Raw genomic sequence first — 14,023 nt, 5'->3', positions numbered from 1 at the left:
GGTCATCTCCTGTGCCTGACAAGAACAACAAACTTCAGGAGATGCACTGTGCAATCAAACCGCAAGACTGTGCGCGTCGCGACCGATGTGGGGGGCACCTTCACCGACTTGGTGTATTTCGAGAACGACCCCGTCACCGGTCAGCAGACGATCCGTACCGCCAAGGTGGATACCACCCCGCCGAATTTTGCCCAGGGCATTCTGAACGTGATCCGAAAGGCTCGGGTGACCCTGTCGGAGGTCGACTTTCTCGCCCACGGCACCACGGTGGTCATCAACGCCTTGACCGAACGCCGTGGGGTCAAAACAGCCCTGATTACCACCCGGGGGTTTCGCGACATCCTGGAAATCGCACGCGCTAACCGGCCCGACTATTTCAACTTGAAGTGGGTCAAGCCTGCACCGTTTGTTCCGCGCTACCTGCGCCTGGAGATTGCCGGACGCCTGTGCACCGATGGGCGCGAACGCGAGCCGTTGGCGCTGGATGAACTGCCGGCCATGATTGAGGGCTTGCGCGCCAATGGTGTTCAAGCCATTGCCATCTGCCTGCTGCATGCCTATGCCAATCCCAGCCACGAACAAGCGGTGCTGAACGAGGTAAAACGCTTATGGCCCGAGGTCTCGGTGGTTGCCTCGCACCAGATCACCCGAGAATGGCGCGAATACGAACGCTCCAGCACCACGGCCCTCTCGGCCTATGTGCAACCGATCGCCGCGCGCTACCTGGATGAGCTGGAAGCCGGCCTGCGCAGCGAGGGCTACCAGGCGCCGCTGTATATCATGCAGTCCAATTGTGGTGTCGACAGCGTGGCCCATGCGCGCGATATCCCCATCACCATGGTCGAATCGGGGCCGGCCAGTGGTTTCTGGGCGGCGGCCGAACTGGGCCGGTTGATCGACGAGCCCAACCTGCTAGGGCTGGACATCGGCGGCACCACGGCCAAATGCGCGCTGATCCGTAACGGCCAGGTCGCAATCAAGACGGACTATTGGATCGAACGCGACCGAATCAACGCCGGCTACCCGATCATGGTTCCGGTGGTGGACCTGGTGGAAATCGGCAATGGCGGCGGTTCCATCGCCTGGGTCGACGCCTTCGACAAACTGCATGTCGGCCCACAGTCCGCCGGCGCCGTGCCCGGCCCGGCCGCCTATGGCCATGGCGGCAGCGACATCACCACCACCGACGCCAATCTGGCGCTGGGCCGTATCAATGCGCAGTACTTCTGCGGCGGCGAAGTAAGCGCCGACCTCACGGCCGTCGCCCACGGCTTCAACGCGCTGAGCGAACGCCTGCAACTGCCTGCCGATGAGATCGCACGCGGCGTGATACGCCTGGCCAACAACAATATGGTCAACGCCTTGAAGCTGGTGTCATTGAGCCGTGGCCACGACCCACGCGAGCTGACCCTGATGGCCTTTGGCGGCGGCGGCGCGCTGCATGCGGTGGCCCTGGCCCAGGAACTGGGCGTTAAAAAGGTCATCGTCCCCCGTGGGGCCTCGGTGTTCTCGGCATGGGGCATGACGCTTTCGGATCTGCGTCGTGATTTGTTCATCAATCGCTTTGTTGACGCCACACAGTCACAGGCCCTTGAGCACACCCAAGCGTTCCTGGAGGAGCTGATGGCCAGCGCCCGCGAGCAGTTCACGGCCGAGGCGGTGCCCCCGGAGCGGGTCGAACTTCAGGTGCATTGCAAGCTGCGTTACCAGAACCAGGAGCATTCGGTGGAAGTACCGCTGGGCCTCGATGAACGCCTGGACAGTGACTGGCTGCATATCGCACAGCGCTTCCACACGCTTTATGAACAGCACTACACCTATCGCCTCGAAGCGCCGCTGGAGATTGTCGGTTTCCATCTGGTCGCTGTCGCCCAAATCGACAAGCTGATCCCCCAGGCTCTGCCCATCACCGGGCGCACCATTGATGCCGCCCGCAAGGGCCGACGCCTCGTCGACTATGCCACGGAGGGCATCCACGAAGCGGCCATTTATGACTACGCCCTGCTGGAGCCGCAGATGTGCTTTGACGGCCCCGCCGTGATTGAGGACGCCGGCACCACCGTCGTGGTTCACCCGCACAACCACGTGCTCGTGGACCGCCTCGGCAACCTGCACATCACGCTCAACGGCTGAGGGGATTATCACCATGCATACACTCGACATCTTCACCCGCGACATTATCCAGAACTCGCTGCAAGCCATTGCCGACGAGATGTTCGCCGCCATGCGCAAAGCGGCAATGAGCCCGGTGATCTATGAGGTGCTGGACATGGGCACCGGCATCACCGACGCCAACGGTGAGATCGCCAGTTCCGGGGCCGGCATCCCGGCCTTTGTCGGCGTGCTGGACAAGGCGGTCAAACAGATACTGCTCCAACATAGCGGCCCCGACGATATCCAGGACGGCGATGTCTTCATCTGCAACGACCCTCACAGCGGCGCGGTGACCCACCTCAATGATGTGGTGCTGGCCATGCCGGTGTTCGCCGAGGGACGCCGTGTGGCCTGGACCGCCAACATTGCGCACTGGAACGATGTCGGCGGCATGGTGCCTGGGTCACTGTCGACCCAGGCCACCGATATCTTCCAGGAAGGTCTACGCCTGTGCTCGGTCAAGCTGATCAGCCGCGGCCAACCGATCCGCTCCGTATTGCAGATCCTGCGTGCGAATACACGCATGCCGGACTTCATGGAGGGCGACCTGTGGGCGGGTGTGGCCGCAGTACGAGGCGGCGCCCTGCGCCTAAGTGAGCTGACCGCCAAATACGGCACGGACCTGTTCCTGCTGGCCATGCAGGACTTCATGGACTTGGGCGAAAAGGTGTCGCGCAAGGCCCTGATAGAGCTGCCCAATGCCTGCCTGTTTCTGGAGGAACCGCAGGACGATGGCAGCCTCTTCAAGGTCACCGTGCAGATCCATGACCATACGCTGACCATCGACCTGCGCGACAACCCCGACCAGTGCGCAGGGCCGACCAACCTGAGCCGGGACGGAACCGTAGTGGCGGCGCAGATGGCCTTCAAGGCGCTGACGGCACCGCAGGGCATCACCAACGGCGGCACCTTTCGTCCGCTCACCGTGCTGACGCGTCCCGGCTCGCTGTTCGATGCCCAGTCGCCGGCGGCTGAAGGCTTCTATTTCGAGAACCTGATCCGCGTGCATGACCTGATCCTGCGCTGCCTGGCGCAGCAGTTCCCCAACCGCCTGCCCGCCGGCAACTTCGCCTCGGTCTGCGCCACCATTATCGGCGGTCGGCATCCGGACACCGGCCGCGTCTTTACCCTGGTGGAGCCAGAGATCGGTGGCTGGGGCGCAGAGCCCGGGCGCGATGGCAACAACGCGGTTTATTCCGGGCTGCACGGCGAAACCTACAACTGCCCGGTTGAGGTCTGCGAGGCCCGCTATGGCCTGTACGTGGAGAGCATGGCGCTGAACGACGAACCGGGCGGACATGGGCAGTTCCGGGGCGGTCGCGGTATTTGCATTGACTACCGCGTGCGGGCCGACGGCAGCTTCCTGACCTGCGGTTACACCCGCTCGGTTGTGCCGCCGTGGGGCCTGCAAGAGGGTCTGGACGGCACGCCCAACTACGTCGAAGTCCTGCGTGGTGACCACCCGCCGGAACGCTACGCCATGGCCAGCGGTGTGCCTCTGAATGCGGGCGACCTGGTGCGCGTACGCACCGGTGCCGGCGGGGGCTACGGGCCACCGGCCGCACGTGACCCCGCAGCCGTGCGCGACGACCTGAAGAATGGCTACCTCGACGAGCCAACCGCCTACGCCGTGTACGGCGTCATGCCCTGATCAAACCGGCCGCCAAGCGGCGGCCTTCCCATGCGTTCACCTACAACAATAAGAGGGAACCGTCATGTTGCAACATCCGTTATCGCGCTGCGGCGCTGTGGTTTCGCTGGCCCTGGCGTTGGGCAACAGCCCTTCGGCCCACGCCGAACAGTTCATTGGCTTTGGCCAGCCAGGGTTACCTGGGCGCTGGGCCTTGGAAACCTTTCCCGTGTTCAACCGCAACGTCGACGGCACTGTACGTGCCGGGGGCAATACGGTGCTGGCGTACTTTTCCGAAACCGGCTTTACCGACACTACCCGCGATCAATTGCAGTTCTGGGTCGGCGCCGTACCGGGTTACGCCAGTACCCAAAGTGCGAAGAACACCAGCCCATGGGGAATTGCCTCCCCCAATCTCGGTTTCGCCTACTACTACAACGTGCTTGAACCCACCAGTGCCTACGGCGCGGCGGACTACACCACGTTCTGGATCAACCCGACGCTGATGGTCGAGTTCCCCAACGGCAACGACAATGTCGCCGGCCACGGTGCCTTTGCCAACCGTTACGCGGTCAGTTTCAGCGTGGCCAACTATTGGCGGCAGGGCAACTTCGCCGCCACCTTCACTCCCGTCGGCGTGCATTACGCCGCACGCAATCGCAACGCCACCGACCTGGGTGACGGCGATCCGCGCCAATTACGTGGTGGCATCAGCTACTGGTTCGCCGACATCGCCGCAGGCTACCTGGTGCGCGACGACCTGTGGCTGGGCCTGCACCACGTCTACCACGTCAACAACCGTGCGGCCTCCAGCTTTGCACCATCGCGGGTGGGAAAGATTGGTCCCTCCATGACCTACACCGGGTTTGCCCAACAAGAGCTCTACCTGTCCGCCAACATAAATGTCGATTACTACCACAGCGCCAACTTGCCGCGCTCCACTGAGCTGACCATGGCGCTGGTGAAGTTCTTCTAGCCCTGGCAACCCATTTAAATTGAGGACATCCCGCATGGATACTGCAACAACCCCTCCCCTCCAGCCCCACGATGTACCGGTTTCGGTACGCTGGCTCAATCCGATTGGCTGCCCCACCTTTGATGCGCCGATTGCAGACTTACTGCACGGCATCAAACAACCCTCGACCCACGTTGAGGTGGTGTCGTTTGATATGACGTCCAGTCCGACACACCTGGAATACCGAGCCTATGAGGCTCTGACCTATGAGCGCACCGTCCGCATCGCCCGCGATTGCGCCCAGCAAAACATTGATGCCTTGGTGATCGGCTGCTTCTACGACCCGGCGCTGGAAGACGCACGGGAAATTTCCGGCAACTGCCTGGTCGTCGCTCCCTGCCAGGCGAGCCTGCAGGTGGCCGCACAACTGGCCAACCGCTACTCGATTATTGTCGGGCGTGACAAATGGATGGAGCAGATGCGCGAGCGAGTACGTGGCTACGGCGCGGGGGATCGGCTCGCGTCGATGCGCGCGTTGGGAATGGGGGTCGATGAGTTTCAAAAAGATCCCGCCCTTACCCGGCGACGCATCATTGAACAAGCCTCCCTGGCCGTCGAAGAAGACGGCGCAGAAGCCATTATTCTGGGCTGCACCATTGAGTTCGGCTTCTTTGAGCAAGTGCAGCGTGAGGTGGGCGTGCCGGTCATCGACCCCGTCGTGGCCGCATTCAAGATGGCCGAAGCCATGGCCGGCATGAAGCAACGTTTCGGCTGGTCGCCCAGTCGCGTTGGCAGCTGCGAGCCGCCGCCTGAAAGCGAAATCAAAACCTTTGGCCTGTTCCAAGGCCCTGTGCCCATCGGCAATCGCGTGGACGCCTAGCCCCTCAACCTTGAGATGGCCGAGTGGCCATCTCCCTCACAGGGACCTCCCCCTTATGAGCGAAGCTATTGCAATGCCCGAGCACCAAGCACGTTCCACCCGGCAAGTGGGCGATGTTTTCCACGATGTGCCCTTGACCCGCGAGCACCTCAAGTGCTGCCTCGCGTTGTTCTTCGTCTTCGCCATCGAGGCGTGGGAGATGATGATCATTGTCTACACCGCGCCGCTGATCGCCCAGGACTTTGCGCTGGATGCTTTAGCCCTGGGCCACCTGATTGGCGCCATGTTCATCGGCATGCTGCTGGGCTCGTTGATCTGGGGCAAGCTGGCCGAGCGCATCGGGCGCAAAGGAGCGGTGATCTGGAGCCTGGCCAGTTACGGCGTGATCTCGCTGGCCAGCGCCTTCGCGCCAGACTACACCACCCTGTACGTGTTGCGACTGCTGTCCGGCGTGGCGGCTGTGGGCATGATGGTGGTCACCTTCGCCCACTACCAGGAGTTGTTGCCTGTTCGCCAGCGGGGCGCCTTGACGGTGTACCTGGCGTCGGGTTGGCCCATCGGCATGCTCCTGGCGCTGGGAGCTACGGTGTGGCTGATGCCCTATGGCTGGCGCACGGTCATTGCGGTGAGTTCCCTCGGCGGCCTATGGGCGCTGGTGGTGGCGCGCTGGGTGCCAGAGTCGCCGTACTGGCTGGCCAGTGTCGGGCGCCAGCCGCAAGCCCGCGCAGTGCTCGCCCGCCTGAGCCGAGGTGCCGTGCAGGTGCCGCAGGACTGCCAGCTGCAGGTGGACCCCGTCAGCCGTGGCCGGCAACGGGAGCTGTTCGCCCCGGCGCTGTTGAAAATCAGCACCTTGCAAATCCTGGTCAACTTCACGTTTTCCTGGGGCTATTGGGGCCTGCAAACCTGGCTGCCGACGTTGCTGCAACAACGCGGCCTGACCCTGCCGCAGAGCTATGGGTTCATCGCGCTGTCAGCCCTGTGCATGATCCCCGGTTACATGGCCGCGTCATGGTTGACCCATCGCTATGGCCGCAAGAAGATCATCGTCGGTTTTATCAGCGCCTCGGTGATCGCCGGCTATGGTTTTGCCAATTCACAAACGCTGGAGATGCTGTACCTGAGCAACTTTGCGCTGGCCTTCTTCAGCCTGGGTGCCTGGGGTGTCTGGGGCACCTGGATCGCCGAGCTGTATCCCACCCAGCTACGCACCATCGGTTACGCCTGGGCGATTCTGGCCCAGCGCATCGCCAACATCCTGGCACCCTCCTTGATCGGTGCGCTGGTGGCCTATGGCGCATCGTTCAACATCACCACCACCTTCATCAACGCCTTCATGCTGGCCACCGTGGTGCTGACGCTGTTCATTCCCGAAACCGAAGGCAAGACGCTGGATTGACGTGCAACGCATCGCGCTTTCACACGAGCCCCTCGGCGGTCACCGACATCCGCCCGCCAGTAACTGCGCTTGAATAGCGGTATGCCCATGGCTGCGACCCTCACCGGTCGCTTCCATCGCCCTTCTACACCCGCGTCAAACACCATTATCAGAAACGGAATTCACCATGAACAATGAACATCAGGTCGGGGGCATTACCCTCGCCATGGATCGTGGCCCCTACCAGAACAACGGTGCCGCCCCCTGGTACTCATCCCTGTACGTCGGCACCCCGCAGCAACCCTTGAAACTCACCCTGGACACGGGCACCAACATCACCTGGGTCACTTCCAGCCTCTGCGCAGCGGATCGGTGCCAACACTACAGCGCAGGCCGGTTTGACTATCAGGCGTCCAGCAGTTTCACCTTCACGGACTGTCTGCAACGGCCCTACAGCTTTGGCCCATGGGGAACCATGCAGGTCGAGTCGGGCGCGGACGTATTGCACATTAACCAAACGACGCTGCCCACCCAGCTGCTACTGGCAGCGGACTACGACGGTGCACAGTTTCACCAGTTGGATTGGGACGGCGGCATTGGCTTGCCCAGCAGCAGCGCCTATGTCGACGGCCGTAGCTCGTTCGTGTTTCAGGCGTTAATGAACAGCGGCAAGGTGGATCCCACACACCCCTTCATCGCCTTCGATTGGGATGCCGCATCACGGCGCGGCAGCTGTCAGTTGGGTGGCATTGATATCAGCAAGACCCGAGGCCCGCACCTATTTCTGCCCTGGTCGCTCTACAGCAAGGTCGCTGGAGTGGAGTACATCTGGTCCACGCAGCTCACCTCCTACGCCGTCGGTGGCGAAGTGTTGGCCAACGACCTGAGCTTTGCCCTGGACTCCGGTTCGTCTCGGTTCAAGGGAGACGACCGGCTGATGCGCCAAACCCTGGCGCGCATCGCCCAAGGTGGCTCCCCCGACGTGGTCCTCGGCTTTGCCGATGGCGAGATCACGCTCGGTGCCAATCTCTACAACGTATTGATTGAGGAAGGCCCCAGCAAAGGCAAAATCCTGCCTCAATTTGAGCCTCTCGGGTTGGCCGACCTGGTGTTGGTGGGTTCATTGGTGATGGAACATTGCTACACCGTCTATGAGTACCGCGTGGTCCAATGTCGCCCGGGAACCTACTCATTGGCACCCGCTGGCGTGTGGCTCTTCAATCGCCCCGGCAGCCCGCAGATCATCACGCGTTCGTCCTCGCAACCGTTCGACACGGCACCGAGACCACTCAGCCACGCAAAGCTCATCTTCAGCGCCACGGCCAAAGCCGAAGCGCCTTCGCGGCCGATGTCGGCCGCCGGCACCTGGCAGAATGACTATGGTTCGGTCATGACGCTGACGGTTGAAGGGAACCGGATCTGCGGCACCTACCAATCCTCGACGGGTTCGACAGGCAAATATGCCGTGGTCGGCTATCAAGCACCCGCCACCGTCCACGCAGAACAAGGCCTTCCTGTAGCACTGGCCATCGAATGGCATTCCTTGGGTGATGAATCCTCTGATCCCAGCTGGAACTGGTCTTCTGGGCTCAGCGGACAAATTCTGCGCGTGAAGGACGAAGACAGGCTGACGCTATCGCATTTGCTGGTAGCCACCAGCGACTTCCCAGGGCTTGCTGACCAAGGCACCTATGTCGACAAGTTGCTGTACCACAGAGTGGCCTCCGAGCCGGAACATCCACCGGTTACCGCTCCCTCATCAAAGCCAGACATTCAAGACGCCCTAAGCGGCACCTGGGCTGCCGCTGATGGAAGCCGCTTGAACCTGCGTGTGCATGCAGGCCAGCGCCATGCATTTGGCTATGTCAGCGGCACACTGTCAGCCGACACCGGCGAAGCGGAAGTGTCCGGCTTCACCGACATCAATGCCCAAGCCAGTGGGCTACCGCTGCAATCGGTTAGCTTGACGGCAACAGGAGTCGAAGGCGCTACGACACTGTGCCTATCCGGCTCAGTCGACTTGAAGGATCACAGTTTGAATGTCCTGGTCATGGCCAGCTCGCCAAACACCGTTGCGCGCAGCTATGTACAGACGCGGGTGAAGTCACTGACGTTTTATCGGCAAGATGCGTGAACGCTGCATCAATTGGGTCAGGTCTGAATAATCGGAAATGTACCTGAGGGATGAAAAAAGACATGCGGTGAGTCTAAAACGTTATTGGTTAAACGCCTGGCAAGGACGGGCGTATATCGCTCTTAGTCAGCCTGCCAGCGACCTTGGCTTTTTGTCCTGGTACCCTACCCTCTGCTATCTTGGCGCACTCTGATCGCAATGGAAGCATCGCAGCATGGACTCATGGAAGATTGTAGCCGCAGCCCTCATGGTATCGATCAACGCTCATGCCTCTGAGGAGTCCGATGACTCCTATAACAACTCGGTGCTGTCTGTACTGATGGCTCCAAGCTACACCGTTGCAGGAACTACCGGGCTCACTATGCTGGCCGCCAATAACTTCAAGCCTGCAAAGGCTGACGCCCTTGCGTTCATTGGCTCAGAAGGCCAGATTCGCGGCGCCCAATTTGAACAGGCAGTGCGCTATTACCGCACGACATACGGCCCTCCCCTGATGACGGACCAGCAACTCGCCCAGGCAATCGTTACCTCTTACTGAGCGCGACCTTTCACGACCTTTTCACAGGCGAGCGCTTATGGTTACCCCAGCTCCTAGCGATCATCCCTTTCAGCCCGCCCTCCCCATCGCGGGCTTTTCTTTGCCTGCAATTTGCCGAGCCCGCCCGCTTTTGGGTGGGGTAGGCTTATCGCACCATCGAATGGGAGCACGCCGCGAGGATCTTCGAAGCCGTCGGCGTATGGCGCCAGGTGAAGGTCGATTCATGCACCGCATAGCGCGTATCACGATGTAATAGTTCATTTGTCCAGATTCAGTAGTTCCTGCATCCGTGAGCCAATTATTCCTTGCAACCACGCAGCATGAAACTCCATTTCTTCCAGAGAAGTACCCTCAGCCAATCGATATACGAACTCCTTGTCCCTCGGCCCCTGACACACGACGCTAAAATGGCCATCGCGGTCGTAACTGGCGAGCACGTAAGGGCAGATACAAATAATGTCGCTAAATGGCACCTGAAGGCCCTTTGCACCCGAACAGCATTGATTACTACAACGACTTTTGCCCGTTCGGACAGCCCGGAGACCGGCTTTGGGTGCGCGAGACGTTCGCCCTACTCGGCAGTGAGGATGGCGTTTGCATGACTGGAACGACCGGCTAGTCAAAGGCGATGAGCGCGATGCCGTCCGGATCTTCAAAGCGAGCTGCAATGTCGGCGACTACGGCCTGTGGCAAGTTCCAGATAAGGCCGACTGGAAATCGGCCGGTGCCGCGATGATGTCGTGTCCCCGTACCTGGTGCACCGCAAGCCGGATCGACTGAAACAGAAGCAGGCACAGACGAAGGACCACTGGACGAAGGTTGAGGGGCGGTATTTGACGCGAGCATTCAAGGAGGCCAGAGAGTCGGCCAACAGCACGCGGGATGGAAAGAAGAGGAGATGCCGGGCTTTCACGAAGTCTGGGCGCTGTCGCTGCACCTGTACAAGAAAGCCGGCAAGGATGGGCAGAAGATCGCAGGTCATGCGAGCGAGGGGATGACCAAAAACTACCAGCGGGACCATGAGAAAATCATCTGGTCAGAGGCGATTCCGGGCCTAAATATCAACGAAATCACCGGGTAGTTTTGCGCAAGTTTTGCGCAGACACAAAAAAGCCGATCTATCTGATCGGCTCAAGTTTCTGATTTTACTCAGGAATAATGGTCGGGACGGAGTGATTCGAACACTCGACCCCTAGCACCCCATGCTAGTGCGCTACCGGACTGCGCTACGCCCCGACTAGGCGTGTTACTGGGTTTGCTTCGTAACGAAGCGATCAGGAATATACCGCAAGCTTTTGAAATGTGGAAGTATTTTAAAAGCCTGTATCACTTCTTCAAAACCACCAGCACATCTTCGAGTTCGGAGATCATCTGGCGGATCATTTGCTTGTATTGGGTGGTGTCGTCTTTGGCTTCATCACCGGACATGCGCTGGCGCGCGCCGCTGATGGTGAACCCCTGGTCGTACAGCAACGCACGGATCTGTCGGATCATCAGCACATCCTGGCGCTGATAATACCGACGGTTCCCGGTGCGTTTGACGGGGTTGAGTTGAGGAAACTCCTGCTCCCAATAGCGCAGCACGTGCGGTTTTACCGCACAAAGCTCGCTGACTTCACCGATGGTGAAGTAGCGTTTGCCTGGGATGACGGGTAGCTCGTCGTTATGACTTGGTTCCAGCATAAGCCTCAACTCGGGCCTTCAACTTCTGCCCTGGACGAAAGGTGACCACACGGCGAGCCGTGATCGGGATTTCTTCTCCCGTTTTTGGATTGCGGCCAGGCCGCTGGCGTTTGTCCCGCAGGTCAAAATTGCCGAAACCGGACAATTTGACCTGTTCGTTGTCTTCCAGAGCGTGTCTGATTTCTTCAAAAAACAGCTCGACCAATTCCTTGGCCTCGCGCTTGTTCAGACCCAACTCTTCGTACAGACGTTCCGCCATCTCAGCTTTCGTCAAAGCCCCCATACGTCACTTCCTTAACGTGGCGTTCAACCTTTGTTCGAGCGAGGTGAGGATATTTTGTGTCGTGGTATTCACCTCATCGTCATTAAGAGTGCGCGATGGATGCTGCCAGGTCAAGCCAACTGCAAGGCTTTTTCTATGCGGATCAATGCCTTTACCCTGATAGACGTCAAATAGCCTTAGGTCTGTCAGCCATTCCCCTGCATTTTCACGGATTACATCCAGAACAGCAGTGGCGGCGACTTCACGGTCGGCGATCAGGGCCAGGTCGCGGCGCACTTCGGGGAAGCGCGACAGCTCGCTGAATTTAGGCATCTTGCCCGAGGCCACTTCAGCCAGGACCAGCTCGAAAACGAAGACCGGACGGTCAAGGCCGAGGGTTTTCGACAGTTCTGGATGGATAGCGCCAACGAAGCCGACCAGGCGACCGTCACGTTCAATACGTGCGGTTTGACCCGGATGCAACGCCGGGTGGCTGCCTGGAACGAAGGTGAACGCATCCAAGGCACCGGCAAAGCCCAGCACCGCTTCCACGTCAGCCTTGACGTCGAAGAAGTCCACGGCGTCGCGGCCCTGTGCCCAACCTTCAGGCAAGCGGCTGCCACAAACCACACCGGCCAGCATCGGTTCTTGCTTCAAGCCATCGAGCTGCCCCACGAAACGCAGGCCGCTTTCAAACATGCGCACGCGGTCTTGCTGGCGGTTCAAGTTATGGGAAAGCGCTTTCACCAGACCCGGCCACAGCGACGAGCGCATGGCGGCCATGTCGTTGGAGATCGGGTTGGCCAGCAGCAGCGGCTCGACGCCAGGGTTGAACAGTTCGAACTGTCTCGGGTCGATGAAGCTGTAGGTCACCGCCTCCTGATAACCACGGGCAACCAGCAGACGACGCAACTCAGGCAGGTGCGCACGCGCCTCGGCCTTGGGTTGCGGTGCCAGGCGAGCTTGCGGGTAACGAACCGGCAGCCGGTTGTAGCCGTACAGGCGAGCCAGCTCCTCGATCAGGTCGACTTCCAAGCTGATATCGAAGCGATGGCTTGGCACTTCAACCTGCCACTGCCCTTCCCCACCTGCAGAAATACCGAGGCCGAGGGCCGACAACAGCTGCTCGATTTCAGCAGGTTCGATAACCAGGCCGAGCATTTGCTCGACGCTCTTGGCGCGCAGGGTGATCGGTGCCACCGACGGCAGATACTGTTCGCTGACCGTCTCAGTGATCGGGCCGGCTTCGCCACCCGTGATATCCAGCAGCAGGCCAGTGGCGCGCTCCATGGCTTCACGGGCCAGTTGCCAGTCCACGCCACGCTCGTAACGGTGCGATGCATCGGTGTGCAGGCCATAGGAACGGGCCTTGCCAGCGATAGCGATTTGATCGAAGAACGCGCTTTCGAGGAAGATATCGCGCGTGGTCGCGGACACACCACTGTGCTCACCACCCATCACGCCGGCAATCGCCAGAGCGCGGGAATGGTCGGCAATTACCAGAGTATCGGCGCGCAGAGCCACTTCCTGACCGTCGAGCAATACCAGCTTCTCGCCTTCTTCAGCCATGCGCACGCGGATGCCGCCGTTGATCTCGGCGAGATCGAATGCGTGCAGCGGCTGGCCCAGCTCCAGCATCACGTAGTTGGTGATGTCGACGGCAGCGTCGATGCTACGCACGTCGGCGCGGCGCAGGCGTTCAACCATCCACAGCGGGGTTGGCTTGGACAGGTCAACGTTGCGGATCACGCGGCCCAGGTAACGCGGGCAGGCGTTTGGCGCCTGCACCTCAATCGGCCGCACTTCATCATGTACGGCAGGCACAGTGGCCACCACTGGACGGGTAACCGGGGCGTTGTACAGCGCGCCCACTTCACGGGCCAGACCAGCCAGGGAAAGGCAGTCGCCACGGTTCGGGGTCAGGTCGACCTCGATGCTCGCGTCTTCCAGCTCCAGGTAAATGCGGATGTCCTGACCCACTGGCGCATCGGCCGGCAGTTCCATCAAGCCATCGTTACCTTCGCCTACCTGCAGCTCGGCCTGGGAGCACAGCATGCCGTTGGACTCAACGCCGCGCAGCTTGGCCTTCTTGATCTTGAAGTCGCCCGGCAGTTCGGCGCCGATCATGGCAAACGGGATCTTCAGGCCCGGGCGCACGTTGGGCGCTCCGCACACGACCTGGAACGTTTGCGCGCCGTTGCTGACCTGGCACACACGCAGCTTGTCGGCGTCCGGGTGCTGCTCGGTGCTCAGCACCTCACCCACGACCACGCCACTGAAAACACCGGCGGCCGGCGTAACGCTATCGACCTCAAGACCGGCCATCGACAGACGAGCTACCAGCTCGTCGCGATCTACCTGCGGGCTTACCCAGCCACGCAGCCATTGTTCACTGAATTTCATCCTGCTCTC

Annotated in this window: 11 protein-coding genes, 1 tRNA gene and 2 pseudogenes; 9 read left to right on the top strand and 5 right to left on the bottom strand. The window is 60.6% G+C overall.

Going from position 1 to position 14,023, the window contains the following annotated elements:
- Window positions 1-48: 48 nt before the first annotated feature.
- From AOA60_RS24590 to AOA60_RS24560, 7 genes are all read left to right on the top strand, one after another.
- The gene (locus tag AOA60_RS24590; RefSeq protein ID WP_099586523.1) at window positions 49-2,133 is read left to right on the top strand and encodes a hydantoinase/oxoprolinase family protein; all 2,085 of its coding nucleotides are present in this window, start codon (window positions 49-51) and stop codon (window positions 2,131-2,133) included.
- A 13-nt stretch (window positions 2,134-2,146) separates the two neighbouring features.
- Window positions 2,147-3,805, top strand: a complete 1,659-nt coding sequence (locus AOA60_RS24585; RefSeq protein WP_099586522.1) for a hydantoinase B/oxoprolinase family protein — start codon at window positions 2,147-2,149, stop codon at window positions 3,803-3,805.
- Between the two features lie 64 nt (window positions 3,806-3,869).
- Complete coding sequence (locus tag AOA60_RS24580) at window positions 3,870-4,760, top strand: hypothetical protein (protein ID WP_099586521.1); 891 nt, start codon at window positions 3,870-3,872, stop codon at window positions 4,758-4,760.
- Between the two features lie 34 nt (window positions 4,761-4,794).
- Window positions 4,795-5,619 (top strand): aspartate/glutamate racemase family protein, encoded by an 825-nt coding sequence (locus AOA60_RS24575; RefSeq protein ID WP_099586520.1) that lies wholly within the window; start codon window positions 4,795-4,797, stop codon window positions 5,617-5,619.
- Between the two features lie 55 nt (window positions 5,620-5,674).
- Entirely contained in the window at window positions 5,675-7,015 is a 1,341-nt protein-coding gene (locus tag AOA60_RS24570; protein WP_099586519.1) for an MFS transporter, read from the top strand.
- Between the two features lie 166 nt (window positions 7,016-7,181).
- A complete protein-coding gene (locus AOA60_RS24565) occupies window positions 7,182-9,128 on the top strand; it encodes an avidin/streptavidin family protein (RefSeq protein ID WP_099586518.1) in 1,947 nt (648 codons plus the stop codon).
- Window positions 9,129-9,342: 214 nt separating this feature from the next.
- A complete protein-coding gene (locus AOA60_RS24560; protein WP_099586517.1) occupies window positions 9,343-9,666 on the top strand; it encodes a DUF2388 domain-containing protein in 324 nt (107 codons plus the stop codon).
- A gap of 257 nt (window positions 9,667-9,923) precedes the next feature.
- On the opposite strand, the pseudogene AOA60_RS34055 reads toward AOA60_RS24560, so the two are convergent.
- A pseudogene (locus tag AOA60_RS34055) lies at window positions 9,924-10,145 on the bottom strand (hypothetical protein); the annotation flags it as partial.
- A 115-nt stretch (window positions 10,146-10,260) separates the two neighbouring features.
- Here AOA60_RS34055 and AOA60_RS33100 point away from each other — a divergent pair.
- Together AOA60_RS33100 and AOA60_RS24545 are read left to right on the top strand one after the other, a co-directional pair.
- On the top strand, window positions 10,261-10,446 hold the full coding sequence (locus tag AOA60_RS33100; RefSeq protein WP_178075415.1) for a hypothetical protein: 186 nt from the start codon (window positions 10,261-10,263) through the stop codon (window positions 10,444-10,446).
- Window positions 10,389-10,747 (top strand): annotated as a pseudogene (locus AOA60_RS24545) (integrase); the annotation flags it as partial. The gene AOA60_RS33100 and the pseudogene AOA60_RS24545, both read left to right, overlap by 58 nt.
- Before the next feature lie 78 nt (window positions 10,748-10,825).
- Here the strand turns inward: AOA60_RS24545 and AOA60_RS24540 are convergent.
- The 4 genes from AOA60_RS24540 to pheT form a co-directional block, all read right to left on the bottom strand.
- Window positions 10,826-10,902: transfer RNA gene (locus AOA60_RS24540), tRNA-Pro, on the bottom strand.
- Window positions 10,903-10,992: 90 nt separating this feature from the next.
- Window positions 10,993-11,349: a MerR family transcriptional regulator gene (locus tag AOA60_RS24535; RefSeq protein ID WP_003219935.1), complete on the bottom strand. Its 357-nt coding sequence runs from the start codon at window positions 11,347-11,349 to the stop codon at window positions 10,993-10,995.
- A complete protein-coding gene (ihfA, locus tag AOA60_RS24530; protein WP_002553164.1) occupies window positions 11,330-11,632 on the bottom strand; it encodes an integration host factor subunit alpha in 303 nt (100 codons plus the stop codon). The genes AOA60_RS24535 and ihfA overlap by 20 nt, the downstream gene beginning before the upstream one ends.
- Window positions 11,633-11,635: 3 nt before the next feature.
- Window positions 11,636-14,014, bottom strand: a complete 2,379-nt coding sequence (gene pheT / locus AOA60_RS24525; protein WP_099586516.1) for a phenylalanine--tRNA ligase subunit beta — start codon at window positions 14,012-14,014, stop codon at window positions 11,636-11,638.
- Window positions 14,015-14,023: the final 9 nt, after the last annotated feature.

This window comes from Pseudomonas sp. 2822-17, from assembly GCF_002742485.1.
GTDB lineage: Bacteria > Pseudomonadota > Gammaproteobacteria > Pseudomonadales > Pseudomonadaceae > Aquipseudomonas > Aquipseudomonas cyclaminis.
Note: the sequence above shows the minus strand (reverse complement) of the source record. Positions and strands in the feature narration are given on the sequence as shown.